This is a genomic window from Colwellia sp., assembly GCF_013214175.1.
In the GTDB taxonomy this organism is placed as follows: domain Bacteria; phylum Pseudomonadota; class Gammaproteobacteria; order Enterobacterales; family Alteromonadaceae; genus Colwellia.
The window spans coordinates 110,494-137,324 of sequence record NZ_JABSPA010000012.1 but is presented as its reverse complement, the minus strand read 5'-3'; the positions used below and the strand labels follow the sequence as shown (position 1 = coordinate 137,324).

General features: G+C 38.1%; 24 protein-coding genes. 8 read left to right on the top strand and 16 right to left on the bottom strand.

Annotated elements, in window-relative coordinates; all coding sequences use genetic code 11:
• On the bottom strand, positions 1-95 hold a 95-nt coding region (locus HRT55_RS21000; RefSeq protein WP_367241227.1), incomplete at its 3' end, for a MerR family DNA-binding transcriptional regulator.
• 191 nt (positions 96-286) lie between these two features.
• Positions 287-745: an HPP family protein gene (locus tag HRT55_RS20440; protein WP_291624221.1), complete on the bottom strand. Its 459-nt coding sequence runs from the start codon at positions 743-745 to the stop codon at positions 287-289.
• Positions 746-842: 97 nt separating this feature from the next.
• Between HRT55_RS20440 and HRT55_RS20435 the strand changes: the two genes are divergently transcribed.
• On the top strand, positions 843-1,391 hold the full coding sequence (locus tag HRT55_RS20435) for a TetR/AcrR family transcriptional regulator (protein ID WP_291617387.1): 549 nt from the start codon (positions 843-845) through the stop codon (positions 1,389-1,391).
• Between the two features lie 348 nt (positions 1,392-1,739).
• Positions 1,740-3,653 carry a hypothetical protein gene (locus HRT55_RS20430; RefSeq protein ID WP_291624219.1) on the top strand — a complete coding sequence of 638 codons (1,914 nt, stop codon included), beginning with the start codon at positions 1,740-1,742 and terminating at the stop codon, positions 3,651-3,653.
• A gap of 482 nt (positions 3,654-4,135) precedes the next feature.
• Here HRT55_RS20430 and HRT55_RS20425 read toward each other — a convergent pair whose 3' ends face one another.
• The 4 genes from HRT55_RS20425 to HRT55_RS20410 form a co-directional block, all read right to left on the bottom strand.
• A complete protein-coding gene (locus HRT55_RS20425) occupies positions 4,136-4,450 on the bottom strand; it encodes a hypothetical protein (RefSeq protein WP_291616751.1) in 315 nt (104 codons plus the stop codon).
• 2 nt (positions 4,451-4,452) lie between these two features.
• Positions 4,453-4,758 (bottom strand): hypothetical protein, encoded by a 306-nt coding sequence (locus HRT55_RS20420; protein WP_291624217.1) that lies wholly within the window; start codon positions 4,756-4,758, stop codon positions 4,453-4,455.
• 15 nt (positions 4,759-4,773) lie between these two features.
• On the bottom strand, positions 4,774-5,199 hold the full coding sequence (locus HRT55_RS20415) for a hypothetical protein (protein ID WP_291624215.1): 426 nt from the start codon (positions 5,197-5,199) through the stop codon (positions 4,774-4,776).
• A 568-nt stretch (positions 5,200-5,767) separates the two neighbouring features.
• The gene (locus HRT55_RS20410) at positions 5,768-6,187 is read right to left on the bottom strand and encodes a tetratricopeptide repeat protein (protein ID WP_291624213.1); all 420 of its coding nucleotides are present in this window, start codon (positions 6,185-6,187) and stop codon (positions 5,768-5,770) included.
• Between the two features lie 591 nt (positions 6,188-6,778).
• Here HRT55_RS20410 and HRT55_RS20405 point away from each other — a divergent pair.
• Positions 6,779-7,351: a TrmH family RNA methyltransferase gene (locus HRT55_RS20405; protein WP_291616744.1), complete on the top strand. Its 573-nt coding sequence runs from the start codon at positions 6,779-6,781 to the stop codon at positions 7,349-7,351.
• Positions 7,352-7,440: 89 nt separating this feature from the next.
• Here the strand turns inward: HRT55_RS20405 and HRT55_RS20400 are convergent, their stop codons facing one another.
• Positions 7,441-9,276, bottom strand: coding sequence for an alpha-amylase family glycosyl hydrolase (locus tag HRT55_RS20400; protein WP_291624211.1), 1,836 nt, complete (start codon positions 9,274-9,276; stop codon positions 7,441-7,443).
• Between the two features lie 99 nt (positions 9,277-9,375).
• Positions 9,376-11,028 carry an alpha-glucosidase family protein gene (locus HRT55_RS20395; protein WP_291624209.1) on the bottom strand — a complete coding sequence of 551 codons (1,653 nt, stop codon included), beginning with the start codon at positions 11,026-11,028 and terminating at the stop codon, positions 9,376-9,378.
• Positions 11,029-11,310: 282 nt separating this feature from the next.
• Between HRT55_RS20395 and HRT55_RS20390 the strand changes: the two genes are divergently transcribed.
• The 3 genes from HRT55_RS20390 (at position 11,311) to HRT55_RS20380 (ending at position 16,733) form a co-directional block, all read left to right on the top strand.
• A complete protein-coding gene (locus tag HRT55_RS20390) occupies positions 11,311-13,929 on the top strand; it encodes a TIM-barrel domain-containing protein (RefSeq protein ID WP_291624207.1) in 2,619 nt (872 codons plus the stop codon).
• Between the two features lie 3 nt (positions 13,930-13,932).
• On the top strand, positions 13,933-14,991 hold the full coding sequence (locus tag HRT55_RS20385; protein ID WP_291624205.1) for a glucokinase: 1,059 nt from the start codon (positions 13,933-13,935) through the stop codon (positions 14,989-14,991).
• A gap of 236 nt (positions 14,992-15,227) precedes the next feature.
• The gene (locus HRT55_RS20380) at positions 15,228-16,733 is read left to right on the top strand and encodes an MFS transporter (protein WP_291624203.1); all 1,506 of its coding nucleotides are present in this window, start codon (positions 15,228-15,230) and stop codon (positions 16,731-16,733) included.
• 113 nt (positions 16,734-16,846) lie between these two features.
• Here the strand turns inward: HRT55_RS20380 and HRT55_RS20375 are convergent, their stop codons facing one another.
• From HRT55_RS20375 to efp, 3 genes are all read right to left on the bottom strand, one after another.
• Entirely contained in the window at positions 16,847-17,869 is a 1,023-nt protein-coding gene (locus HRT55_RS20375) for a LacI family DNA-binding transcriptional regulator (protein ID WP_291624201.1), read from the bottom strand.
• A 300-nt stretch (positions 17,870-18,169) separates the two neighbouring features.
• Positions 18,170-18,835: an outer membrane beta-barrel protein gene (locus HRT55_RS20370; RefSeq protein WP_291624199.1), complete on the bottom strand. Its 666-nt coding sequence runs from the start codon at positions 18,833-18,835 to the stop codon at positions 18,170-18,172.
• 73 nt (positions 18,836-18,908) lie between these two features.
• Positions 18,909-19,481, bottom strand: a complete 573-nt coding sequence (efp, locus tag HRT55_RS20365; protein ID WP_291624197.1) for an elongation factor P — start codon at positions 19,479-19,481, stop codon at positions 18,909-18,911.
• Between the two features lie 98 nt (positions 19,482-19,579).
• Between efp and epmB the strand changes: the two genes are divergently transcribed.
• Both epmB and HRT55_RS20355 read left to right on the top strand, forming a co-directional pair.
• Positions 19,580-20,620 carry an EF-P beta-lysylation protein EpmB gene (gene epmB / locus HRT55_RS20360; RefSeq protein WP_291624195.1) on the top strand — a complete coding sequence of 347 codons (1,041 nt, stop codon included), beginning with the start codon at positions 19,580-19,582 and terminating at the stop codon, positions 20,618-20,620.
• Positions 20,621-20,659: 39 nt separating this feature from the next.
• Complete coding sequence (locus HRT55_RS20355) at positions 20,660-20,965, top strand: hypothetical protein (protein ID WP_291624188.1); 306 nt, start codon at positions 20,660-20,662, stop codon at positions 20,963-20,965.
• Between the two features lie 132 nt (positions 20,966-21,097).
• Here HRT55_RS20355 and HRT55_RS20350 read toward each other — a convergent pair whose 3' ends face one another.
• From HRT55_RS20350 to HRT55_RS20330, 5 genes are all read right to left on the bottom strand, one after another.
• Complete coding sequence (locus HRT55_RS20350) at positions 21,098-22,765, bottom strand: mechanosensitive ion channel domain-containing protein (protein ID WP_291624186.1); 1,668 nt, start codon at positions 22,763-22,765, stop codon at positions 21,098-21,100.
• A 131-nt stretch (positions 22,766-22,896) separates the two neighbouring features.
• Positions 22,897-23,400 carry a DUF3016 domain-containing protein gene (locus HRT55_RS20345; RefSeq protein ID WP_291624185.1) on the bottom strand — a complete coding sequence of 168 codons (504 nt, stop codon included), beginning with the start codon at positions 23,398-23,400 and terminating at the stop codon, positions 22,897-22,899.
• An 82-nt stretch (positions 23,401-23,482) separates the two neighbouring features.
• Positions 23,483-24,049: a DUF4136 domain-containing protein gene (locus tag HRT55_RS20340; RefSeq protein WP_291624183.1), complete on the bottom strand. Its 567-nt coding sequence runs from the start codon at positions 24,047-24,049 to the stop codon at positions 23,483-23,485.
• A gap of 482 nt (positions 24,050-24,531) precedes the next feature.
• On the bottom strand, positions 24,532-26,178 hold the full coding sequence (gene groL / locus HRT55_RS20335; protein ID WP_291624181.1) for a chaperonin GroEL: 1,647 nt from the start codon (positions 26,176-26,178) through the stop codon (positions 24,532-24,534).
• An 82-nt stretch (positions 26,179-26,260) separates the two neighbouring features.
• Positions 26,261-26,551, bottom strand: a complete 291-nt coding sequence (locus tag HRT55_RS20330; RefSeq protein WP_019026448.1) for a co-chaperone GroES — start codon at positions 26,549-26,551, stop codon at positions 26,261-26,263.
• Between the last annotated feature and the right edge of the window lie 280 nt (positions 26,552-26,831).

Sequence of the window (26,831 nt, the reverse complement as noted above, 5' to 3'; positions counted from 1 at the left end):
TTTAATAGGCCAACCTTATCGTAATAATGAAGTGTTCGAATAGTAACACCCGAAATTTCGCTTAGCTTACTTACACTGTAAGTTTTATTTAACATAAATTTCCAATGGCCTACTGTTAATGACAAATAGAATCATCAACTATCACGTAAGGTTAGGGTCAAGCAAAATTTAGATACATACTGATGCCGAGCGAGAAAACTTAGCTATAAAACTGCGATAAATGAAAAAACTATCTCTTTTGGTATATTAAACAACCTTTCAAATAGTTAAACAAAACAAAGCCCCTTTAGCTCACGTTTACCACAAATCTATCTTGAAATATTTGCATTATTTTTCCCATTAAAACGATAATTACAGCGCCAATTAATACAGGAGTTACTAAGAATAACCAACTTTGTCCTGACATCATAATTAGTAACGGATTAGCTCCTGCTGGCGGATGCGTAGTTTTTGTTAACAGCATTCCGCTAACTCCTAGACCTGTTGCTATAGCTAAATCTATTTGGGATACACCTATAAATTGAACAAAGAAAACACCAATAAATGCAGTAATTAAATGCCCTAAAATTACATTTTTTGGTTGTGCCAATGGGCTTTTAGGCAAACCAAAGACAATCACTACTGTTGCACCAAAAGGAGCCATAATCAATGTTGAATTTTCGAATGTAGTCTCAAAGTACAAAAGAAAACCAATTGTTATAGAGGCACCCACCCCTGCAATCAACGGCAAAACAAATTTATTCATATAACCTCCGAAACAAAAAAAACAAGACAACTCTGTCTACTTTATATTCTAGACAAGTCGGTCTAGTTTTGTCAATATAAAAACTTAGGAGAATAAAATGAATAAAAAACGAAAGTTATTAATTGATACTTCTTTAAGTCTTTTTTATTCCAATGGTATTAACTCTATTGGAATAAATGAAATATTGAAGATTTCAGGAGTAGCAAAACAAACTCTTTACAGCCATTTTGAAAGCAAAGAAAGCTTGATACTTGCAACTCTTGAACAAAGGCATATGAACTTTATTGAATGGTTAGAAATAAAGCTTCAAGGAGCAGATTCTAACGAAAAAGTGATAATTAGATTATTCACTGCACTAGAAAGTTGGTTCACTAATTCTGAACCAATGCTTGGAGATTTTCGTGGATGTTTCTTTATTAATAGTTCAGCTGAATTTAGTAATAAAAGTAGTGATATTTCGTTATTTTGTAAAAGGCATAAGCATAAAGTTCGAGAAATCATTCGCCTGCACATGACAAAAGAAAACCCTTTTTTACTCGATGCTATTTGTATTATGAAGGAAGGAGCAATAACTAGTGCATATGTGACTGGTGATTATTCTTCAGCGATGAAATGTGTTCAGATACTCACACGATATGAGTGCTAACGCTTATTATGGAGACTTCTCAGTAATAAGCCACCAATCATTCATTAGAAAATATATCGCAAATATTTTGAAGCTAACTTCCGCTTAGCGCACATTCCAGACGTTAGCAACGGTCGATTATCTGGCTGTTTTTAGTCGCATTGTGCCTATTAGATACATTAACTGTAATAGATTGCCAATGACCCCCCCCTAAAGTATCCAAGGTGACATGGAAAACTTTCTTATTCTTTGTTGCTCTAACTGCAATTGTTCAAGGGGACATTAGGACAAAATCGTCTTGTTGAAAATTAAAGTATTTAGCTTTATTACCGATATAAACTTAACGTGGGTTTACGATTAAGGACAATCATGATTAACAATGTATTAAACAGCCCATTTGACTTAAAAACATCCCTTGCCCAACCAGTCAATCAGCAACCCCATACACTCACCAATGAACTTAAAAATATTGCGCCAGAAATGGTTCAAGAACTATTGAGCCAGTTTGATGAAGAAAGAGTGGAACAATTACTTCATCAACAATTTGCCGCACTCATCACTGTATCAAGTGGACCTACAAACTTCGATTACAAATATTCAGACAAAGAATTAGCCTTACGCACAGTGATAAGCAGTCAACAAGAAGGTTTACTCAATAATGAGAATAGTGATGAGCTAATGAAACGTTTGAATAAATCGGTAAAAAACATTCACGGAGCTTACGCCAATACTAGTGATATATTAGCGAGTTTAGGGCAATTGGGTCATGAGCAAAAATCATTTTTAGCCTCGAGTGAACAGCGCGTTGAACGAGCACTGGGTTCTTATATGGAAAGTATCAATCGAACCGACAATGAAGATAATGATAACTACAGTTTTGAACTTTCAGTGAAAACTAAGGAAGGCGATATTATCAATATCACCTTTAATTCATCGCAAGGCTATGACGAAAACACGGGTAAAACAGTAGATGGTTTTGGTCTCATTTATCAAGTTGAGGGTGACTTATCAGAAGCTGAGCATCAGGCACTAACCGAGGTATTGTTAGGGATTGGACAAATGGCTGATGAATTTTTTAAGGTAAGCCAAAACTCATTCAGTAAATATGTTCCCCCAGGTCAATCTAATTTTAACCTAGATTTTTTGGCTGCTTTTAATCATCAACAGTTATCTGGTTTTGATGTGTCTTTTTCGACCACAGAAGGTCAACAATTTGACTCCCCAGAAAATAATCTCGCTCTAAGTTACCACGTTGATCAAGAGTCAAACCAACAAGCGCTTATGTTTAACTCTCAAGCGGGTGTTAACGAAATAGATTTCTCGTTAGATATGTCTACTTTTGGCGGTAAAGACGTAAAGCAAATGCAGCAATACATAGCCACATTAGATAAAAACCTCGAAGATAGCCGTTACAATAGTAAAGGCGAAAATAAAACATCAGCATTTGGGAAAAAAGACGATTTAAAAATGCAACAAGGCTTTGCTATTTTTAAAGGCGCTTTTGCTAGTATGTCATCGGCAGCACAGCGTTATAGTAATATAGAGTCAGTAGCTGCTCAACAATTCACTGATGGCCGAGCAATGGTCGCAGAGTTAGTCGATAACATGATCACCAATGATCCTCGCTATCAAGGACTTGGCAGCGAAAAAAATAATACCTTAGGTACTGGCATTTCTAAACTAGCAGATTTTGATGCTAAATTTTCATTTTCAAGAGAGCCACTAAACCGGCGAGAACTGGCCCCTAAAATTAGCGTTGAGTTAGAGCAAGTCACCCAGCAATACAAATCAGGAAAATTTACCGGGGTAAGCCAAAGTAAAACGGTAGCGACTCATTTCGATTATCAGCTTACCCGACCTGATTACTATGACAAAACTGAAAGCTACAACATTGGTACAGCAGTCAAAAATCAAGAATTGGTTGGACTTGATCAAAAACACCAAGTGGATGTTAGTAAAGAAACTTATCAATTTAACCCTAAAACGAATCAATATGAACTGCAAATGGCATTTAATGAAAATATTGAGAATGAGAGCAACATTCGTCTAATTAATGATCTTTGGCTTGAAAACACAGAGAGTAGCCATACTCTGGATAAAAAAGAGCGTATCGCTAACGAAGGAAAACCAGAAGATTTTAAGCGAACAAATCACCATTCTCATAAAAAACTAATGACGTTAATTGGAGATCTAGATAAGTTAGCAGAAAATAAACACGTTAAACGTGAGTATCTTATCGGATTAAGTAATGTGAACTTTTTTATGGATAGTAATACTAAATAAGAGAATACTTCCCTTGTTAGTGGTTAGAAACCATAAGGTAGCAGCGGCATTATCAACTTAAAAGTGAGCATGATAAGTTAACAATACCGTTAATAAATTACTTTTTGCAAAAGTTAAGTCGAAGCAAGTTAACTTTAAAGCTGTCAATTTCCTTCACCATATTTCCATTAGTATCTAACAAAACACCTCAGCTCAGTTTAACGGGTTAATTTGTTGCAATTGAGTTTTTCCATCACCAATTACCAAGTAAATCATTTTGTCTGGAACCATGTATTGACTCATGGGTGTATTGCCATGAACTTCATCATGGCAACCTTGCAGACCATACAAATTGATGACTTTTTAAATCCCTGTTTAGCGCTATAAAATTGCTAGCACTACACTATACAAAAAAGTAGCCTAGCTATATAAAAAGAATTGCTGTGTTCTATACGGATCAACCGAGCTGTACTCTTAATTATATCGCTAGCATATTTGATAATTTACGCCGGTTTGCATAGCGCTTTAATACGGATTTTATCGGTCCAACTAAGAAAACCATGATTAGTTAAGTACTCAACGTTAATCATTGAGGTGCCATTCGGGCATTGCTGTAAAAGTTGTTTATAGGCTTGATCAACATAATTACTATCATAAACAAAACCTAAAAATATTTTTTGTGACTTTTCAATATTAATAACCTTGCCACTAGCCAATTCCTGCTGACTATTAGTGCCAACATCCACTTGTGACATATGAATACTGCTAGTACAGGCACTAAGCATCACTACCATAAGTAACGAAAATAGCTTTTTCATCACTACACCTCATTACAGTAAGCGGAGACAATAACTTCTCTTTTAAAGACAAGTAAATAGCCTGTAGTTTGGTGCTTGGTATATACCCCTTCAATTTTTCCTGTTGGACATTGTGCTTTAAGATTATCAATGGCTTCATCAACAAAGGCATTGCTAAAATTAATGCCAATAAAATTCCAGCTAGATGCAGCAGTAGTTATTTTGTTTTCTCTTTCTGCTGGTATCTGGGTCATTGATACGGTATTTAAACCAACACAACCACTAAGTGAAAGTGCTAATAATGAAAATAATATGGTGTTCTTTAACATGATAATTCCTAAAATTTAGTTAATACAGTAACCCTTGATACGTACAACCTCACCACTTACTGGGCCAACATTGGTTGCTTCGCGTACGGAAGTTAATCCCGTTATTTTTTTACTTGGACATACTTTAATAACCTCAGAGAGCACTTGGTCAGCATAAGCATCGTTGTAAACTGGATTACCCGTTTTAGGACCAAAATTACTGATAGCCAAAATTAAAGCGACAAACTCCAAATCTTCACTGGTCGAGGCAGACTTTGCCACTCCAGCGCCTATTTCTGCGGCTTTAGCTGCATCAAAGCCAAGTTCATTTACCTCAATAGTAAATGGCGTTAACCTCCCCTGCGACTGATCTATATCACCAATATGAACATGATGAAGTTGACTACAGCCACCAAGAAGTAAAAAACTAAGCCCGAGTATACTTTGCAATTTTATCGGCATATGTGCCTACCTGTTGTTAATGTCTATTGATAAAACTTGTGACTATTATACGTTTAATTGTAACGAACAGGTGCGCTTTACTGTTTAGTTAATGTGGTGGAAGTGTCAGAAAATGTAAGCTAAAGCCGAAATATCCAAGTTACATAAAGGTGTGTGTTTCAGGTGAAATTGCAGGTTAAATGTGAGTTATGAACGAGAGTATAGATAGTATTAATGGCGCGGAGATGACTTATGTTTTGTTAATAGGAGTTGTGAAAGGTAATGATGATTAATAAAAAAACACTGTGAATGCTTTAAATAAAGGTCGGTAAAGCGTAGGCAGAAGACAAGCCTGCCTTCGCCATAACGCCGTTACTATTTAACCTGAATCCAGCTTAACAAATGTTTCTCTAGCAGCTATTTTTACTTACTTCTGCGTTAAACTCACTTGCAATAGGCCAGCTATTGACGCGTAAATTAGCCTTGAATTAAGAAAAGCTATCAAGTTAGAGGTGCGTAAAATAACTTTACTAAAATTTAAATTAGTTAAACACATTTCAAACCGAGTTCAGGTTATTTAAATGTATTTTTATGAAGCCTTTAATTTTTCCAATAAGTCATGAATCTCAGCTTTTAATTCTTTATCTGCAATTTTATTACAACTGATTTTAGCTTGTTCTAAATGCTCAATAGCCCCTGTTTCATCACCTAACTCCACTTTTAGCGCCGCGATTGAAAAACCAATGGAAGAGCGGAAATCTTTAGAGTTAATAGCTTCAGCCTTCACTAATGCTTGTTGATAAATAGTAACAGCTAAGTCTAAGTCATCGGTAAAGTCAGCTAGGGTTTCCCACTGTACTGGATGGTCTTTATCCGACTTTTCATTATCTTCACAAAGTTGCTTTAATTCTAAATAAAAACCATCAAATCTTTTTTGATTTTTTTGTTGAGCAGCCGCTAATAAGTTATCAGTGAGGAAAAGCACTCTTTTGTATATTTTGGTATTCATCTTGTGGCCCTGTTATTTAGAGTAAAAAGCAATTATGGTTAACAATATATGGTGAACTAAGTTTCAAGCTGCCATTATAATGTTTTACCGAAAATAAACAGCAACTATAGCGAACTAACCTGAACTCTGGATAAGCAGCACTTGCTCAATATTCCCCTTTATCCGATTCTCCGCGTTAAAACGTCGATAAATAACCAGTTATTCATAAATGTTTTGCCTTGATAATCGAATAAATTGAAACATTGATAGAGTATATCACTACTTAATCGTGTGAATTTCGTTCTAAACAACCGTAAACTGTTGTTTTACCTAAACATCAAGCACTCATTATCCAGAGTTCAGGTTAACTAAGCAGAATACTTACTCATATAAATGTCTCTATTAACTTCCATAGAAAATATAACGCCAATTTTTTAGACTCATACTTTTCTACAAAGATTAAAACCTTATTCTTTATAGTTAACAGCTCGTTTAGAGCATAAATCAAGCGGTAAAAAAATAAGTAAAAAAATGCCATAAACATTACGCTGTCAACAAGTACAATAGCGCCATAATATTTGTCGAATTTATACAGATAACAGGATATATAACATGCCCTCAGCTATGCAGCCATCAATACAAGTATCAAAACAGCTCAGTAAAGATGAGCTTAGAGAAAACAAACCAACACGAGATGACTACTTAAGTCAGCCTAAGCTGCCTCTAATAGTGGTATTAGATAATGTTACCAATAGCTACAATATTGGCTCCTTTATTCGTTTAGCTGATGCTTTTGCTATTGAAAAAATCATTGTCTGTGGTCAGTTGACTATCTCAGATAAGAAGCTAAAGAAAGCCTCCCGTAATGAAGCTAAATGGGTTTGCATTGAGTACAGCGATAGCACCACTGCAAGCTTACAAACACTAAGAGAGCAAGGTTACGGGATTTATAGTGTCGAATTGTGTCATGAGTCTGTTGATTATAAGACGGTTACTTACCCATCTCCCTGTGTATTAGTATTGGGCAATGAGCGTAAAGGTGTTAGTGAAGCTGCCTTACAATTAAGCCACCAACAAATACACATTCCTATGTTCGGCATGGGTAACTCGTTGAATGTTTCTACCGCTGGCGCGATTGTTTTAGCTGAGTGTGCGAGCCAAATTCGTGGTTCCTTAACAGCATAAAGAAAAAGCGACCTCAACATTACTTGAGGTCGCTTTTTTTATATCTTTTTAACAGGCTTAGTTCTCCTGCCTAATTACCTTTTCACTAACTATTTCAGTTGATAAATAGCAAAACTCAATGGTGCTATTTCGCCATCATTTTTCGCTTTGACAGAACGGTAAACTAGTTTAGCCTTTTTTTTATTAGCATCCGCTTGCTCAGTAATAACATCTAAACGCTCTGCATTATCAGCGGTATTAAATACTATTAATAAATTTTGCGCTTTTGCTTCGCTTGTCGCTTTCACTTTCCGAGTTATAGCAAATATTCCAGCTTTATCTTGCGAATAAACAACTGTTTGCTCACCAAAACGTAACGCTGGGTATTGTTGATATAATTGCGCATATTTAGCAAACGTTTGATAGAACAGATGGTTAATATCAAAGTTATCATCAGCAGTAGTATTATTTGTTGCTAATAAATCATCATCGTTATAACTGGCAACCAAAGAAGGCATCATATCTTGGCGTGAAGCTTGATCACCACCATCACCAACAAACCCTTGCTCATCGCCATAATATATAACCGGTACACCACGACTAAAGAACATCATGGCGTGAGCCAATAAGTTACGCTGAATTTGCGTTTGCTCGCTATAGTTATGAGGACTTTGTTTAAGTGTATAAGCAAAGCGGCCCATGTCATGATTACCGGTAAAGTTAACTAATTGATTAGCATTGGTGTTACTAATATATTTATGTTCAGTTTGATAAAAATGATCTTTAGCAAATAACTGCGCCAGTACGTCTGTACCCTGCTGTTCAACCAAGGTTTTTGTCATCGCGCCTTGAAAAGCAAAGTCTAATACTGAAGGGATTTTCGCTTCAGTGGTAAAGCGGCTTAATAACTCAGGCTCAAAGCTATAAACCTCACCAAACATGAAAAAATTATCTATGCCTTGTGTTTTAGCATGCTGCATTAACGCTGGTGAGAATTGTTGCCAAAACTCTATGTTGACATGTTTAACCGTATCAATACGAAAGCCGTCAGGTTTGAATTCATCAATGATATCTTTATAAATATCGACCATGCCATTAACAACACTGGCTTTTTGAGTATATAAGTCGTCAAGGCCAGCAAAGTCACCACGCACTGAGCTTTCGCCACGCCAAAATGAATCACCTTGGTTGTGATAGACATCCATGTCATTAAGCCATTTTGGGTATTTTAATGTTTCATCGCCCTTAGGAATTAATGGGCTGTAATGTTTGCCTTCTGCAAGTTGTGCCATTGAAATAAATGGGCAATCATTGCCTTTATTACCTTTACCGCCATCAACAATCCAACCTAAGCCATCTTCGCCGTGACATTCTTTGTACTTAATCACGTCAGCAGTATGGTTAGTAATAATATCGAAAAACACTTTAATATTGCGCTTGTGTGCTTGGTCGATAAAGTTTTTCAACTCTGCGTTACTACCCAAGTGAGGGTCAATTTCAGTAAAATCTAGAATCCAATAACCATGATAACCTGAAGTTCCTGCTTGCATAGCGCGATTACGTAATATCGGCGTTAACCAGATAGCACTTACACCCATATTATCAAGGTAAGGTAATTTTTCAGTAAGGCCGGCTAAATCACCGCCGTGATACATACCTTTATGAGTTTTATCTAAACCACCACGAGAAACGCTACGCTTTTTATCATTGGCGGCAGCGCCTAAATCATTGCTGGTATCACCATTATAAAAACGATCCGGTAAAACAAAGTAAAACACCTCATCTTGAAAGGCACGTTGCTGATAGGGTGCTAGCTCTGCGGCTTTTGCTGTTAACTTTCCCGTTACTTTTGGTGTAACCTTAGCATCGCTTGCTTGGCTTACTTGAGATGTTAAACAAGCCAAGCTTATTGTAGCTAGTAGCGAACATTTACTGATAAAATTCATAGAGCTTCTCTTAATGCGTTTACCGTATTTACGTTACTGACATTACTGATGTTAATCAATTTAACTTACTGAGTTAATTTACTGAGTTAATTTACTGAGTTAATTTACTGACTTGCTTTGCTGCTCTAGTTTGCAGTAAAAGCAACCAAAAGGCGGTAACTGTAATACGCCATCAACAATCGTTGCACTTGTTAGCTTATGCCCTGATACCGCAGTTAGGCTATCGCTTAGTTGAGTCAGTGAAGATAAAGCCACTGTTTGACTTTGCTCACTAAAATTAAAGCATACTAATAACTGCTCACCTTGGTATTGACGTACAAAAGCTAATATTGGCTCAGGGGTATCAATAAACTTGATATCACCGTAACGTAACGCCGGTTGTTCCTTGCGCCAGCGATTAAAGTGACGGTAACTATTTAATACTGAATCAGCCGTTTCATCTTGTAGATCTACCGATTTAGCAAAGTGTTCGCTTGCTACAGGTAACCAAGGTTTGCCTTCACTAAAGCCAGCATTGACTGAGTCATGCTGCCATGGGTGCGGCGTTCTACAACCATCTCGACCTTTAAATTGTGGCCAAAAGGTTATGCCGTAAGGGTCTTGAATATCTTCAAAGGCAATATCAGCTTCGGTTAAACCTAACTCTTCACCTTGGTAACTACAAATACTACCGCGTAATGATGAAATCATCGCAAAAAGCATTTTAGCAAAATCGTTACTGTTAAAGCCACCCCACCTTGTAACAACACGCTTTACATCGTGATTTGAAATAGACCAGCATGGCCAGCCATCCGATACACGCGACTCTAAACTTTCTACTACTTGTTTAATGTAAGCGGCTGAAAAATTGTCAGTTAATAAATCAAAGCTGTAACCCATATGTAGTCGGCTATCACCTTGGGTATATTCAGCCATAGTTTTTAACGAGTCTTCTGAAGAGATTTCACCTAAGGCCACTGCTCCAGGATATTTATTCAATAAACTGCGAATATCTTCCATAAAGCCCAAGTTTTCATCTTGAGTATTATTGTAATAATGATATTGATAAGCGTAAGGGTTTTTCTCATCAAAACCTATGCTTGTACGTAATTCTTTAGGTTTAGCTGGGTTATCACGCAATTGAGCGTCATGATAACAAAAGTTAATAGCATCAAGACGAAAGCCATCAACACCACGTTTAAGCCAAAATTCAATATTGTCTAACACCGCTTGGCGCACATCAGGGTTATGGAAATTTAAGTCTGGTTGACTAGTGAGAAAGTTATGTAGGTAATATTGCTGACGTCTAGGATCCCAAGTCCAACCGCTACCACCAAAGATAGATAACCAGTTATTTGGTGCAGTACCATCTTCTTTGGCATCAGCCCAAACATACCAGTCAGCTTTATCGTTAGTTTGATCTTCACGTGAATCGATGAACCATTGATGTTGATCTGAAGTATGGCTAAGCACCTGATCAATCATTATTTTAATACCAAGGGCATGCGCTTTCAGCACAAGTTCATCAAAGTCAGCTAGGGTACCAAAGATAGGATCAATATCACGATAGTCGCTAATATCATAGCCAAAATCTTTCATTGGGGATTTGAAAAAAGGCGAGATCCAAATAGCATCAATCCCTAAACTAGCAATATAATCTAACTTACTAATGATTCCCGGCAAATCGCCAATACCATCTTGATTAGCATCATAGAAGCTACGTGGATAAATTTGATAAATTACCGCGCCACGCCACCACATTTGTTCATTCATTTGAAAACCCCAACACTGATACTTGCTCGTTTAGTGACAGTTATTAATAACCGTCGCTGTCTAAGCACTTAATAATTATTATCAAATAAGAATACGCAAATAAAAACGCAGCTGATAGGCTTTGCATACGTATGTATCGCCTTTGTCTAAAAATGCATACGTATGTAATAACAATTATGGACTTAGTCTGTATTGCATACGTATTCAAGATGTTGCGCAGCTTAGACTAAGGTTATTATCAACAGCACTCCGCTAGCCACATTCAACTTTAAGGGTTTTGTTTTGCGTTTATTCACCTTGAAATACTGCACCGCTTACTTATTAACAAGTGTATTTACTTACTTGTTCTTCTCAGGCCAATCATTGGCAAGTACTGGCAATTACCTAAACCATAAATTAGAAGGTAATACCGTTGTTATCAGCACGACTTTAACGACAGTAACCTTAAATGCTTACGGGGAAGGCGCCATAGCAATACATTATCAAAGTCATAAAGAAAAACTTCCTGCTAGCCAATTGCCTTCCTTTGCCATCAAGGAACAAGCCGTGAACCGTCGTTTTGTTATCCAAGAAGATAACCAGCAGCTGACACTTACTTTGAATAAGCTGAGTGCTGTTATCAACAAGTCGCCTTTTTCTATTTCCTATTACCAGAAAAGTAAGTACCAAAAAAATAAGCACCTGAAAAATGGTAAGCATGAAGACACCTTACTCATCGCCGAGCAGCAAGGTTTTTTTAGCGGTACGGTAAATGAAGTTACCGAAATCCCCGCTATTGACGGCAGTAGCACGGCAACCAAAATAACTAAAAATCTGCCAGTGCAAGGATTTCGCTTTTATCTAGATGACACCGAAAAACTAGTCGGCGGCGGCGAACGGGTATTAGGTATGGATAGACGTGGCCATAGTTTCCCTTTATATAATCGCGCCCATTACGGCTATGCCACACATTCAGAGCAAATGAATTTCTCTATCCCGGCGGTAATGTCGAGTAATAAATACATAGTATTGTTTGATAACTCCGCCAAGGGTTATATGGATTTGGCTAAAAAAGAAGAGAACATATTAGAGTTTTCTGCTGTTGCCGGTCGTATGGCTTATATCGTTTTTTCCGCGGATAGTTATCCAAAACTAATTAATAACTATGTTGATGTTACCGGCAAGCAACCCCTTCCACCGCGCTGGTCTTTGGGTAATTATGCTTCACGTTTTGGTTATCGATCAGAAGCTGAAGTTAGAGCAACGGTAAATAAATTTATTGATTTAGACTTCCCTCTTGATGCGCTGATCTTAGATTTATATTGGTTTGGTAAAGATATTAAAGGTCATATGGGTAATTTAGCTTGGGATAAAAACGCCTTCCCCGAGCCTGAAAAAATGATCAGTGATATTAAAAAGCAAGGCGTGAAGACTATTTTGATCACTGAACCCTTTGTGCTGAGTACATCCAGTAAATGGCAGGACGCTGTTGAGCAACAAGCATTAGCGACAGATGCACACGGCAAGGCTAAACAATTTGATTTTTACTTTGGCAATACCGGTTTAGTTGACGTCTTTAGTGACAAGGGTCAACAATGGTTTAACGATATTTACCAGAAGCTTTACCAACAAGGCGTCACTGGTTGGTGGGGTGACTTAGGTGAGCCAGAAGTTCACCCAAGCGATACTTTACATACCCTTAGCGATGGTAGCGTAGTTAATGCTGACGCTATTCATAATGTTTACGGCCATCAATGGGCCAAAATGGTTTTTGACAATCAACTTAAGATGGACCCAGAGCAGAGACCGTTTATCTTAATGCGTTCAGGTTTTGCTGGTTCACAGCGTTATGGCATGATCCCTTGGACCGGTGATGTTAGTCGTTCGTGGGATGGCTTAAAGCCGCAAGTGGAATTGAGCTTACAGATGAGCTTGCTTGGCATGGCTTATACCCATTCTGATTTAGGCGGCTTTGCTGGTGGCGAGACCTTTAATCAAGAAATGTATATCCGCTGGTTACAGTATGGCGTTTTTCAACCGATTTACCGTCCTCATGCCCAAGATAACATTGCCCCGGAAGTTGTCTTTCACGATAAAGAAACTCAAGATATTTTAAGAACATTTATCAAGTTAAGATATAAGCTACTACCGTATAATTACAGCCTTGCTTATCAGAATAGCACTACTGGCATGCCTTTAATGCGCCCGCTCTTTTTTGAAAGTGAAGAGCTTGATCAAGGCTTAGAACAAGAACTTAAAAGTAGCCCTAAAAGTGACAACTATTTAGCTTCCTTTGATAATGCCAGCAGTTACCTGTGGGGCGATGCCTTTTTAGTGACTCCGGTAGTGGCAGCTAATGTTAGCTCTGTCGCGGTTAACTTACCTGCAGGTGTTTGGTTTGATTACTTTGTTAGTGACAATGAGCCAGCTAAAAAATATCAAGGCGGACAAACAATTAACTTAGCCACGAGTTTAGAGACGCTACCAGTACTAGTGCGCGGTGGTGCCTTTATTCCTATGATTGATGATATTCAATCTACCCAAGATTATGACGCCAGCAAGTTAACCTTACATTATTATGCTGATAAGTCAGTCACTAGTGCTAACTATGAAATGTATGAAGATGACGGCAAAACCTATCAAGCCATTGAAAAAGGATTGTTTGAATTATTACAATTTTCAGCTAAGCAACAACAAAAGCAGTTAACCATAAAGCTTAACCGTACCGGCAAGGCTTATAACGGTATGCCACAAGAGCGGACCATGACCTTGGTTATTCATAATATCGCGCAAGTCCCCAATAGAATTAGCTTGAACAATAAAGTGATAAACAATGCTGTTTGGCAAGATACAGACAACACATTAACTATCGATTTTACTTGGCAGCATCAACCTTTAACTTTAACTTTAACGATACAGTAAATAATGAAGACACATTTATCTAACAAAAATAAAGACACCATCAACCTTATTGCCGATATTGGTGGTACTAATATTCGCATAGCGCAAGCAACGACAAACCCTGAGGCTGATCAAAGTGATAGTGAGGCCACGGACATTGATAGCATGGGCATTAATATAAGTCACATTGAAACTTATCAATGTAAGCAGTTTACTAGTCTAGCTGAAGTGCTTGCCCATTATATTGAGGTTAAAGCGTTGGCCGACACTAGTATTAACGCTTGTTTTGCCATTGCTTGCCCGGTTGATAGAGACTTAATTAGCATGACGAATTTACCTTGGCAGTTTTCCCAAAAAGAACTTCAACAGGCTTTAAAACTTAATAGCTTAAGCTTTATTAATGATTACACCGCCATAGCAATGGCTATTCCCCTTTTATCAGATAATCAAAAAGTAAAAATTGGTGGCGGTACCAGTGTTGCTGGTAAACCTATTTCGGTATGTGGCCCAGGAACAGGTTTAGGCGTAGCTAATTTAGTCTCTGTTAATATTTCAGGAAAGAGCCAATGGCATTGTATCAGTGGCGAAGGTGGTCATATTGATTTTGCTGCGGTTAATGAAACCGAGCAACAAGTAATGAACTTTATTCAGGGCTTAAAAAAACGCGTTTCATACGAGCAACTATTGTCAGGTTATGGTTTAGAGCAAATACATCAGGCGTTATTATTTATTAATCAAGGTAAAGAAATCACCACAGTAAAGGATAAGCTTTCAGCCAGAGACATTACCACTAATGCCCTTAATGGTACTTGTGAGATCTGCCAGCAAACACTTACCCTTTTTTGTAATGTACTGGGCAGCTTCGCCGGTAATTTAGCGCTAATAATGAATAGCCAAGGCGGCGTTTATATCGCTGGTGGCATAGTACCGCGTTTCATTGATTATTTAAAATCCAGTGATTTTAGAGCGCGTTTTGAAAGCAAAGGGCGTCTCGCTTATATCACCGAGCAAGCACCCACTTACGTGATAACAGAAGAGCAACCCGGGTTGCTCGGAGCCGCTGCTTTTGTCTTACAAAAGTAACCAAAGACAGTAAATGGTAACTAGACGTTACTGAATACGTATGTAACATCTAGTGGTTACCCTAGAAACTGCGTATATTAAATTAATTGCTGTAGTTTTGTTGTAAATCTATTTCAATATACACCTTGTTTTATACCTTATTGGTATTGCACATTACTACTTTATTTATCTAGAGTAATAATGTGCTTTTTTTTAAAGACAAGCGCCGCAACATATAACAATAAGAGTGCCTCGAGATGAGCGATACCAGCGACATGAGTAATCAAAGCAAAAATAACCAGCAAAAACCACGTTTGAGTTTTTGGCAAATTTGGAATGTAAGTTTTGGCTTTCTCGGTGTTCAATTTGGCTTTGCCTTACAAAATGCCAATGCCAGTAGAATACTCTCTGATTTAGGCGCTGACTTACACTCACTGTCACTCTTTTGGTTAGTTGCGCCAATCATGGGCTTGCTCATTCAGCCTATCGTCGGCTCAGCTTCAGATAAGACCTGGAACAAATTAGGTCGTCGTAACCCTTATATTCTAGCCGGCGGTATTGCCGCAGCAATCGGCATGTTATTAATGCCAAATTCAGCCACCTTAGCGAGCTTTATCACGCCACTATTTTTTGGCGCCATGATGTTAGCGTTAATGGACGCTTCTTTTAACCTAGCGTTTCAACCTTTTCGTGCCTTAGTGTCTGATATGGTACCTGCACAGCAACGTACTGTTGGTTACTCTATTCAATCGTTTTTAATTAATATTGGCGCCGTTTTTGGCTCCATATTACCTTTTGTATTAACCAATGTGATTGGTTTAGAAAATACAGCTAGCGCTGGCCAAGTGGCACCTTCTGTTATTTGGGCTTTTTATATTGGCGCAACAGTGATGTTAGGCTCAGTATTATGGACCGTTTTTAGAACCAAAGAATATGCACCTGGTACTAATGGTTTGTCGACCTTAGATAAAAATGATAGTGAACGTCCACTGAGCGAAAAATTAGCCGAGTTTTTTGGCCTAATGAAAACTATGCCAACCACTATGAGACAACTTGCCTTAGTACAATTTTTCTCGTGGTTTGCGCTGTTTATTATGTGGGTATATACCATGCCAGCCATTGCCCAACATATTTGGGGCATTGATGCTAAATGGTTTGACCCGACTTATTTAGAATCAGTTGGCACCATACCTGAGCATATAGCCAAAGCAAAAGGCACCGCCGGTGACTGGGTTGGTATTATCTTTGCCGCTTATTCTTTGTTTGCCGCGATTGCTTCCATATTTATGGCAAAAATTGCCAATACTATCGGTCGTAAACTCACTTATTCAATATCGCTATTGGCAGGTGGCATTGGTTATATCAGCATTATGTTTATCCAAAACTCTGAGCCAACGTTAGTAAACTTACTCATTACTGAAATCACAGTACCACAAGGTGCAGTATCATTATTCTTACCTATGATTGGCATTGGTATGGCTTGGGCGGCAATATTAGCAATGCCTTATGCTATTTTGGCAGGATCATTACCTGTGAAACAAACCGGTGTTTACATGGGCATATTTAACTTCACCATTGCCGCTCCGCAAATTGTTTCAGGAATTTTTGCTGGTTGGATTTTAACGGCAGTATTTGATAATCAAGCCATCTATATCATTATGCTTGCCGGTGGCTCAATGATATTAGCGGCATTGTCAGTGTATTTTGTTAAGGATGGTGTGGAAGAGCAAACGGTTAATCATCAAGATGAAGCAACGGCTTAATACCAGTAGCACTAATTACTAAACTGCACATACTAAAAAGGCGCTTAAAGCGCCTTTTTAGTTTCTAAGTTATTTAAATTAATGAAGTCTGTATTAAAGCAAAACTTAACTAGCTAACTACCACAAGATTTTCGAACAACTAACTCAGGTGGGATCAAGGTGGTTTTCGCCTCTTCACCACTAATCAAAGCCAGTAAAGTTCCCACTAATAACTCACCTGCCAACTGGGTATCTTGTTTCACCGTAGTTAATGGCGGGAAGGTAAAACTGGCAATGGCAATATCATCAAAACCAACCAGTGCTACTTGCTCAGGGATCTTAAGATCATGCTCTTGTAGTGCCCGCATTGCACCAACGGCAATAAGATCACATGCAGCACAAATAGCATCGAAAGACTCACCACTTGCGATTAATTGACATGCGGCCTGATAGCCAGCTTCTTCGGTATATAGCGCGTTAAACTGCAAAGCTTGATTAACCACTAGACCATTATCTTTTAACGACTGACAATGACCTTTATAGCGGTCAAAAAATTCCGGTGCATGACTCGAAGCACTGCCTAAAAAGGCCAATTGCTTTCGCCCTTGATTAATGAGGTGTTCAGTCATCTCTATACCGCCTTGGTAGTTATCACAACCAATAGAGATAAGCGGTAAGTTTTTAACTTCAGCTCCCCAACGAACAAAGTGAGTTCCTTGCTCAAGTAATTTAATTAACTTCTCTTCATAGTCAACATAATCACCATAACCCAATAAAATTAAACCATCGGCTTTATTACTATCTTCAAAGTCAGCATGCCAATCGTCACTTGCTTGCTGAAAAGACACTAACAAGTCATAACCTTTTTTGGCACAAGCACGGGTGATGCTACCTAACATAGATAAGAAAAACGGGTTTATGTCTGAATCATCATTGGTGGGATCGGCGAATAACAACAAGGCAATTGTATCACTTTGCTGTGAACGTAAATTACTGGCATTTTTATCAACCTTATAATTTAACTCTTTGGCAATGGCTTGAATCTTCTCTCGTGTTGCCTCATTAACTAATGGGCTATTTCGCAAAGCTCTTGAGACAGTAGATTGAGAAACCCCTGCCTTATAAGCGATATCAAATGACGTTGCTTTTTCTTTCACGCGACCTACTTAAAAAATTAAATAACAAGAATAAAATAATAAGAATAAAACTTAATAATAATATACCTGAGCTGCTGACTTATGTATAGCTAGCAGCAAGTTAAACTAGATTAACTTACTGGCATATTTATTAATTATCTCCCCTCTAAAGCGATGTTATCGCAGAGAGTATTGCTGTTTTCTAAGCAATAAAAAACCCAGTAAACAGTAATACTGCTTGCTGGGTTTTTTTCATAATTTGACTAACGATTTACTCGTAACTAACGCTATTCGCGATAAGTATTCTGTCGCTTATATAACTTAGAAAATAGAACCTATTTCCAGATGGTAAGAGCCGATGCTGGCATCATCTGAATGACTAAAATCAATCCAAGCTTGTTTATAACTGGCACGGAAAAATAAACTGTTATCTAACTCGTAACGAAAACCGACAGCAACATTGTACGAAAAGCGCGTATCATTAAAAGTGTTCTGATAAGTATCACAAACATAACCCCACCACGGATCCCACCAACAAACAGAGCCTGGCGGACCTGTAGCAATGTTGCTATCGACAAAACTCCAACCGGCTCCGGCTTGGATATACGGAGTAAATTGTGAAGCAAAAACACTGTAAATGACATTAAACTGACTTTCTATCAAATCCATTTTATGATTTATTTGATGACTACTACCATCGTCAGCATCAATTAAAGTAGCCTTATAACTTGGCGTCGATGAAGACAAGTCAAAATTAAACAAAATATGTGGATTCAAATTATAGCCAAGGGTAAAACCCCAACCATAGTCACTTTCCATAGCGGTTTTAGAGCCATTTTGTCCATCGATATCAGTAGCTTGGTTATTGAGTAATTTAAAGCTCGCTTCCCACTTATCACTACGCTTAGTATATTTAGCGTTGGCATCAACACTTAACGTACTCGCTAAAAAGCCAAGTAGACAAGTTATTAGCATTGCCTTTGACATTAACACCTTGTTAAACAACATCATTATTCCTTTAACTCAATTGAGTTTGATAAAAATTAGTTTGATAACTTTATTAAGCTTTGCTTGCTCGTGATACATATTCGCCCGAACGTGTATCAATGCGAACTTTCTCACCAATTTGCACAAACAAAGGTACACGCACAACCGCACCTGTAGCTAAAGTAGCGGGCTTGCCACCAGTACCTGCGGTATCACCTTTAAGGCCAGGATCTGTTTCTGTAATATCTATTTCAACAAAGTTTGCTGGCGTTACGGTAATCGGCGTGCCATTCCATAAGGTAATAGTACAAATGTCACCTTCAACTAACCACTTAATAGTATCAGCTACCGCTTTTTCATCTGCGCCAATTTGCTCAAAAGTTTCATTGTTCATAAAGTGCCAGAATTCACCATCAGCATATAGATAGGCAAGTTCAACTTCCATTACGTCGGCACCTTCAACAGTCTCTCCTGACTTAAAGGTTTTCTCTAACACCTTACCTGAAACTAGTTTACGAATTTTAACGCGACTAAAGGCTTGGCCTTTACCTGGCTTAACCAATTCATTTTCAAGAATGTTACAAGGTTCGCCATCAAGCATGATTTTAAGTCCAGCTTTGAACTGGTTGGTACTGTAATTAGCCATAATAAGAGTGCTCTTTTATTGATTACTTAGTTATTTATTTGATCTCCACTAGTCTATAACCGTTATAATGGCAACAGTAGCTAGTGAGAGATGTTCAATTGAAATTAGAATTGCCGCAGATAATAACCCAAATTGATCACGATTTGCATCTTTGTGATGAAAAATCATGGCAAAAAGACTTACGTGATGTAGTGACAGAGCCAGAACAACTATTAGCCTTGATTAATATTGCCCCTGATGACTATTTACAACATTTCAAAGCACGGAGTTTATTTCCCGTGCGTGTGCCGCTGTCATTTATTAAACGCATGAAAAAAGGCGATTTTAACGATCCACTACTCAAACAAGTTATGCCGCTGTCTGAGGAATTCTTGCTCACCGATGGCTACTCTGCTGATCCCTTAAATGAACATGATACTGTCGCAGAAGGTTTATTACATAAGTACAAAAATCGGGTGTTGATGATAGTAAAATCAGCCTGTGCCATTAATTGTCGTTATTGTTTTCGCCGTCATTTCCCTTATCAAGATAACAGCCCTAATAAAAAACGCTGGCAAAGTGCTTTAGATTATATTGCTGCTCATGATGAAATCAGTGAGGTGATTTTTAGTGGTGGCGACCCATTAATGGCTAACGACAATCACTTGGCTTGGTTGGTTGGGCAAATAGAACAAATTCCCCATGTGACACGTTTACGACTTCATAGCCGCTTGCCTGTGGTGATACCTAATCGTATTACCGCAAGTCTTGTAGCACTGCTAAAAAACTCACGTTTAAAAGCTACTATGGTCTTGCATATCAATCACCCTAATGAAATTAATGATGAGTTAATAGCGGCACTTGAACCGCTACGGGCAGCACGGATACCACTCTTTAACCAAAGTGTATTGTTACGTGGGGTAAATGATGATGCTAAAGTATTATGTAACTTAAGTGAGACTTTATTTGATGCTGGCATTCAGCCGTACTATTTGCACCTTTTTGATGCTGTGCAAGGCGCTGCTCATTTTGATGTCAACGAGGCTGATGCGGTGACAATAGTTAATGACATGCTGGCCAGCTTACCTGGATTTTTAATGCCAAAGTTAGTACGAGAAATTGCTGGTCAAGCTAACAAAACCCCAATCAATCTGGCATAATTGCCGCAATTAAGAAAAGCCCTCAAAGTAAGAAGTATTATGACAAAAGCAATTGAACAACAACTTATTGAAAATATTTCAGTTATCTTAAAAAGATCTTTAACGGCTGATGCCACCCTAGCCAATTTGCGTGAACAGAAGAAAGCCAGTTTTAAAGCTGTTTTTACTGCCGAGGCTAGCTTTAAAAGTACTGCTGATACCTTCCAACCCTACATTGAAGAAATTGCTGATGACCTTTTAAAGTGGCAAGAAAGCAAAGACCAAGGGCAATTAATAGCCTTGGTTAAAAAGATAGAGCAGTTGTACACGGTATTAGCTAACTTTGAACAAAGCTACAATCAATAACCTGAGTTAAAAAAAACCAATAACGCTAGCCGTTGAAACTGTCATCTTCGAGGTGTTTTAGTCGAAGATCCATATTCTAAAGATATGGATTCTCGATCAGACATCTCGAGAATAACGACTTAAGCTCGCCAGTTACTCAGCAACTCTCTCTGCCATAACTTGTACCTTACAATCATGCTCGTCCAATAAAGCGAGTATATTCAGATTGAGTTGGTTAATTTCATCAAGAAATACATCAAAGTCTGTAGTTTTAACATAAGCCAAAATATCTAATTCTAAACCATAGATGGTATACGCTTTAAAATGGGTACGTTGCGGTGATGCTGCAATCATTTCATTATCGCTGAGCATAGCCCTAATGGCTTCCAGTACAGCCTCAAGGTTTTCTTTCCGCGTACTGGGTGCTAAGAATATCTTAGGTCTAAAGGCTATTTTTTCACGTTCGGAGTAATTTTCAAGATTCATATCAATAAACTTGGCATTGGCAACGTAGATGACACTTCGGTCTAACGTACGAATTCTAGTCGAACGTAAACCTATCTCTTCAACAACACCAAAACTGTTGCCAAAACGGCAAAAATCGCCAATTTTAATTGGCGCAGAAGTGTACAAAGTAATAGCACCAATGATATTTTCTACTGTTTTTTGCGCGGCTAACGCAATAGCTAAACCACCAATACCTAAACCAGCCAATAAGGTAGAAGCATTAAAACCAAGGTTTTCCAGCCAATTCAAAGCGGCAATGCTAAATATAATGATCTTTATTACTGTGCCTGCAGGCCTTAGCAAGTACACGGCTAAGGGTTTGTCTTGAGCAATAAATTTCTCAGCCAGTATAATTTTCATTAAATCAATAAAACGAAAACAGAGCCAGCACCAAGCAACAATTAGTAGCGTACTGCCTTCAGTCACAGCTCTTACGGCCATAGTGACATTCGCTTCATCACGAAAACTACGGGCAAAAATCACTGCGATTAATAATGCTACCGGTTCTTTTATAAAGCTTAAAACGTCATTTGACACTTTATGGTAAACACGTTTGAGACTAAAGGCTGTCAGCCAAGTAAAGACTTTAGCGACTGAGTAATATATCAACATCATCAAGGTGAAATATAACCATTGCCAAAGCATGACACCAAAGAGATCTATAGCCGGTAACTTTTTAGCTAAGAACTCTCCCAAAGGTGAGTACGAATAACGCTTAAATAACCTTGGGATTTTCTCAACCGTAGCATTTGATATTTTCCAAATTCTAACTTTATCTTTAGCGCGAGGAATGCGCTGCAATAAAATATCGATGTTATTACCTTGGTAATCTACCTGCCCTACCAACTCCCTATACGAGGGTAAGTTGTCATTTATCAGTCCTTCTTTTAAGGTACTAATACTATTTAAATCAATCCATAAAGTACGATTTAATACTACACCTAATTGTCGTGCTAACTCTTCTTTACCAACGCTAAGGGTTTTTTCTGACAGGTTACGGTAATCTAGATAATTTGTCGCTAAAGCTAAATCACCAGCACGCATAGCACGTAAATAACCGGCAATGGCACTACGAGGTTGACCTCGTTCAAAATCATCTTGCGGAATATCATACTCATCAGTGTAATCATATGGGTTTGTGTTTTTCTGCGATTTTTCTTTGCTCTCGAGCATACTTTTTATCGATAGCTCTTCACCATTATGTTTGCCTGGCTGAGCGCTCAATACATTTGGACTGATTAGGAATATAAATAAGAAAATGATAAGGGTAACAGGAGAGTGGTAAAAAAAAGTAGAGTGTTGGGCGAGCTTCATTGCGCCTTTTCCTTGCGATAACATAAAGTAACATGGCAAAGATAATAACTTAATTACATGTCATAACATACAATTAGCGGCAATAAAAAAGTCACCGAAGTGACTTTTTGTTTAGCTTTTTAAATGAGCTACTATTTTTTGACTATCAATTCTTTAAAAGTCTTGTCAAACCAGTCATCGAGCATCTTCTTCTCATAACCTAATGATTTATTACGATACTTTAAGCTACTACCAGACATAAAGTTCATATCTTTTACCACAACCTCATCGGCTTGAATCACCTTGCCATCAGCATCAAGCAGTTGGTAGGAAAAATTCATTCGGGGCATATATATTTGCTTAACAATACGGGTTCTGTGTATGCCAGCGGCATTAGTATCACCAGCTAGGTCGACATCAGTAACATCAATTTTAAGTACTTGCCCCTCTGGTAAATTGGCGGCTAATTTTGCAAAGTGTTTTTCAAACTCTTTAAAGGTACGTTCTCTAAATGACTTACGGTTTTCATTACCGGCGTCAATATCACGATAACTTTTATAATCAGTCCAAGTCACTTCACTACTTGCGGCAAATGCACCTGGCGCTATTAATAACGTTGAAGTTAACAGTGTAACCATTAAAATAAATTGTTTCATATACTGCTCCTTAATTAATATTGTAACTTAAGTAAAACAAAAAACAGCTTAGCGATCTGTGTAAAATTGATACTTAACTGTATTAGTTTGTAGCGTAAAACTGCTTCATCACACGACTGACAATCGCGGCAGTACGATGCTCTCGCTCTGCTTCATTAGCATCTTCATGTGCAAAACCCTGTACCGCACCACGCCACACTTTCTTACCTGTACGAGCATCTTCGATGTAAATCAAAAAGCTGCCTTTTTTCAAATCATCATTACCCGGTAAACCTGGGGTAATACCGAATTCATCATTGATGGTTTTATCTGATAAATCACTGGCTAAAGCAACGCCAAAACCAACATGAAAAGCAGAGTTACTGCTATCAACAGTATTTTTAAAGCCATGACTATTTAGATCAGCAATAATGGCATTCGCATATAGCTGATATACTGCTTGTGTTTGCTCTGGCTTTAATGAAGTTTCTTCTACATATTTCGGTGCTAAAGAAAACTGGCTGCCCGGAGAGTAAGAAATAGGAATATCTCGAACACTTGATATGGCCAATTGATTTTTATTCACTTGTGGCTGTACCTGTACAGTCACACAAGCACTTATAAATAGGCTACTAAGTAGAGCTATGGCTACAGTAATATTTTTCTTCATTATTCAATCCCAGAAATATGTATTATCACTTCAATACTGACTTAAATCACTAGTTAAGTATATAAATACAATCAACTAAATTCCGAGAAACAATGTTACCTTAACGTTATCTTATGTAAACAAGATTCCACTTCAAATAAGCAGTATAACTTTCGCTTTTAAAACAACATCATCTGCTGTTTTCAGTGATTTAAAAGACTTAAGCTTCATCATAATTCGGCTTACTTCTCTCGACTTAATCAAGTAGGTAGGATAAACACGTTTAGTGTTTCTTAAACGAACTATTCATTTCTTCTTTTACAAAAAACAAAAAAGCCCGCCGAGGCGAGCTTTCATTTACTTATTCAAGTAAGTGCTATAAACAATAAAATGTTTTATGCGCAGGATAAACTGTTTAGTTCAAGGCGCTTTATGATGACGTTAAGTGTTTCTTAAACGAATCATAAAGCAACGATGAAATTAACAATTTAGACCAGCATAAATTACATCATACCGCCCATGCCGCCCATACCACCCATACCGCCCATATCAGGCATAGCAGCAGATGAATCTTGAGGAGCATCAGTAATCATAGCTTCAGTAGTAAGCATTAAACCAGCGATTGAAGCAGCAAACTGTAAAGCACTACGTGTTACTTTAGTTGGGTCCAAAATACCCATCTCGATCATATCACCGTAAGTGCTGTTTCCGGCATTGTAACCGAAGTTACCTGTACCGTTACGCACTTCGTTAAGCACTACTGATGGTTCATCACCACAGTTAGCTACGATTTGACGAAGTGGCGCTTCCATAGCGCGGATAGCAACGTTAATACCGTGAGTTTGGTCTTCGTTAGCACCTTCTAAATCTTTAATCGTTATCGCAGCGCGAACTAAGGCAACACCACCACCGGCAACAACACCTTCTTCAACTGCAGCACGCGTTGCATGCAATGCATCTTCAACACGGAACTTCTTCTCTTTCATTTCCATTTCAGTAGCCGCGCCGATTTTAATTACCGCAACACCGCCAGCTAATTTTGCTAAACGCTCTTGTAGTTTTTCTTTATCATAATCTGAAGATGAATCTTCAATTTGACCACGAATTTGGCTAACACGTGCTTTAATGTCGGCTTCTTCACCAATACCATCAATAATTATAGTGGTATCTTTAGAGATAACTACACGTTTGGCTTGACCTAAGTCTTCTAACGTTGTTTTCTCAAGCTCCATACCGATTTCTTCAGAAATTACCGTACCGCCAGTTAAGGTGGCAACATCTTGCAACATAGCTTTACGACGGTCGCCAAAACCTGGTGCTTTAACCGCAGCAACTTTAACAATACCGCGCATGTTGTTCACTACTAAAGTAGCTAAGGCTTCGCCTTCAACATCTTCGGCAATAATTAATAACGGCTTACCTGATTTAGCAACGCCTTCAAGCGTCGTTAATAATTCACGAATGTTAGATACTTTCTTATCAACTAAAAGAATGAAAGGGTTTTCTAATTCAACACTGCCATTTTCTTGGTTGTTAATGAAATAAGGAGATAAATAACCACGGTCGAATTGCATACCTTCAACAACGTCTAATTCGTCAGTTAAGGCTTGACCTTCTTCAACCGTAATAACACCTTCAGTGCCAACTTTATCCATTGCGGTAGCAATGATTTGACCAACAGTTTCATCAGAGTTAGCAGATATAGTACCTACTTGCTCAATCGCTTTGTTGTCAGTTACTGGTGTAGAGTTTTCTTTCAATGCGGCAACAGCAGCGATAACGGCTTTGTCGATACCACGTTTAAGATCCATTGGATTCATACCAGCAGCAATAGATTTCAAACCTTCGCTAACAATGGCTTGCGCTAAAACAGTTGCAGTAGTTGTACCGTCACCCGCTTCGTCATTCGCTTTAGAAGCAACTTCTTTAAGCATTTGCGCGCCCATGTTCTCAAACTTGTCTTCAAGTTCAATTTCTTTAGCAACGGTAACACCATCTTTAGTGATTGTTGGACCACCGAAAGATTTATCAAGCACAACATTACGGCCTTTAGGACCAAGCGTTACTTTTACCGCGTCTGCTAATATATTTACACCACGTAGCATTTTTGCACGTGCGTCATTTCCAAATAATACGTCTTTTGCAGCCATGTTATTTATTCCTATTTATATTACGGGGATGGAGCTAAACGAAGCTCAACATCAAATTAAAATTTAGTACTTAAAAAACAGATTATTCTACGATTGCTAAAATGTCAGATTCAGAAAGGATTAAAACTTCTTCACCATCAATTTTTTCAGTTTTAACGCCGTAACCTTCAGAGAAGATCACTTGGTCGCCAACTTTTACGTCTAATGCACGTACTTCGCCGTTTTCTAATATACGACCATTACCTACAGCAATAACTTCACCACGTGTGGATTTTTCTGCAGCGCTGCCTGTTAATACAATACCGCCAGCTGATTTTGTTTCTGCATCTTTACGTTTTACGATTACACGATCGTGTAGTGGACGAATAGCCATTTGTTTTTCTCCAAAAAATGATTCTGTTGTATAAGGTAGTGATTAAATTAACGAACAAATATTTAACACTAATCGTTGTTGCTAATAGAAATGGGGATAAAAAAAGTCGACACAAGGTCAGCTTTAACTTATTTGTACTCTTTGTTTACTTTACCTAAGGGTCTATTGATCTTTCGCGGTGGAATTTTGTTCGCTTCGTTTAAAGAGAGTAAAGCGTTTTAATCGCGGCGGGTAGTGTGTAGCCTAGTCATTCTAAGCAAATACTACTCAACAAAGAGTA

Coding starts and splice junctions, on each gene's coding strand:
- HRT55_RS20385 (WP_291624205.1), top strand. CDS start 13,933: ATGAAGACACATTTATCTAACAAAAATAAAGACACCATCAACCTTATT.
- HRT55_RS20380 (WP_291624203.1), top strand. CDS start 15,228: ATGAGCGATACCAGCGACATGAGTAATCAAAGCAAAAATAACCAGCAA.
- HRT55_RS20425 (WP_291616751.1), bottom strand. CDS start 4,450: ATGAAAAAGCTATTTTCGTTACTTATGGTAGTGATGCTTAGTGCCTGT.
- HRT55_RS20395 (WP_291624209.1), bottom strand. CDS start 11,028: ATGAATGAACAAATGTGGTGGCGTGGCGCGGTAATTTATCAAATTTAT.
- HRT55_RS20370 (WP_291624199.1), bottom strand. CDS start 18,835: ATGTCAAAGGCAATGCTAATAACTTGTCTACTTGGCTTTTTAGCGAGT.
- efp (WP_291624197.1), bottom strand. CDS start 19,481: ATGGCTAATTACAGTACCAACCAGTTCAAAGCTGGACTTAAAATCATG.
- HRT55_RS20440 (WP_291624221.1), bottom strand. CDS start 745: ATGAATAAATTTGTTTTGCCGTTGATTGCAGGGGTGGGTGCCTCTATA.
- HRT55_RS20420 (WP_291624217.1), bottom strand. CDS start 4,758: ATGTTAAAGAACACCATATTATTTTCATTATTAGCACTTTCACTTAGT.
- HRT55_RS20330 (WP_019026448.1), bottom strand. CDS start 26,551: ATGGCTATTCGTCCACTACACGATCGTGTAATCGTAAAACGTAAAGAT.
- HRT55_RS20345 (WP_291624185.1), bottom strand. CDS start 23,400: ATGAAACAATTTATTTTAATGGTTACACTGTTAACTTCAACGTTATTA.
- HRT55_RS20415 (WP_291624215.1), bottom strand. CDS start 5,199: ATGCCGATAAAATTGCAAAGTATACTCGGGCTTAGTTTTTTACTTCTT.
- groL (WP_291624181.1), bottom strand. CDS start 26,178: ATGGCTGCAAAAGACGTATTATTTGGAAATGACGCACGTGCAAAAATG.
- HRT55_RS20410 (WP_291624213.1), bottom strand. CDS start 6,187: ATGAATACCAAAATATACAAAAGAGTGCTTTTCCTCACTGATAACTTA.
- HRT55_RS20340 (WP_291624183.1), bottom strand. CDS start 24,049: ATGAAGAAAAATATTACTGTAGCCATAGCTCTACTTAGTAGCCTATTT.
- HRT55_RS20435 (WP_291617387.1), top strand. CDS start 843: ATGAATAAAAAACGAAAGTTATTAATTGATACTTCTTTAAGTCTTTTT.
- HRT55_RS20430 (WP_291624219.1), top strand. CDS start 1,740: ATGATTAACAATGTATTAAACAGCCCATTTGACTTAAAAACATCCCTT.
- HRT55_RS20400 (WP_291624211.1), bottom strand. CDS start 9,276: ATGAATTTTATCAGTAAATGTTCGCTACTAGCTACAATAAGCTTGGCT.
- HRT55_RS20350 (WP_291624186.1), bottom strand. CDS start 22,765: ATGAAGCTCGCCCAACACTCTACTTTTTTTTACCACTCTCCTGTTACC.
- HRT55_RS20405 (WP_291616744.1), top strand. CDS start 6,779: ATGCCCTCAGCTATGCAGCCATCAATACAAGTATCAAAACAGCTCAGT.
- HRT55_RS20355 (WP_291624188.1), top strand. CDS start 20,660: ATGACAAAAGCAATTGAACAACAACTTATTGAAAATATTTCAGTTATC.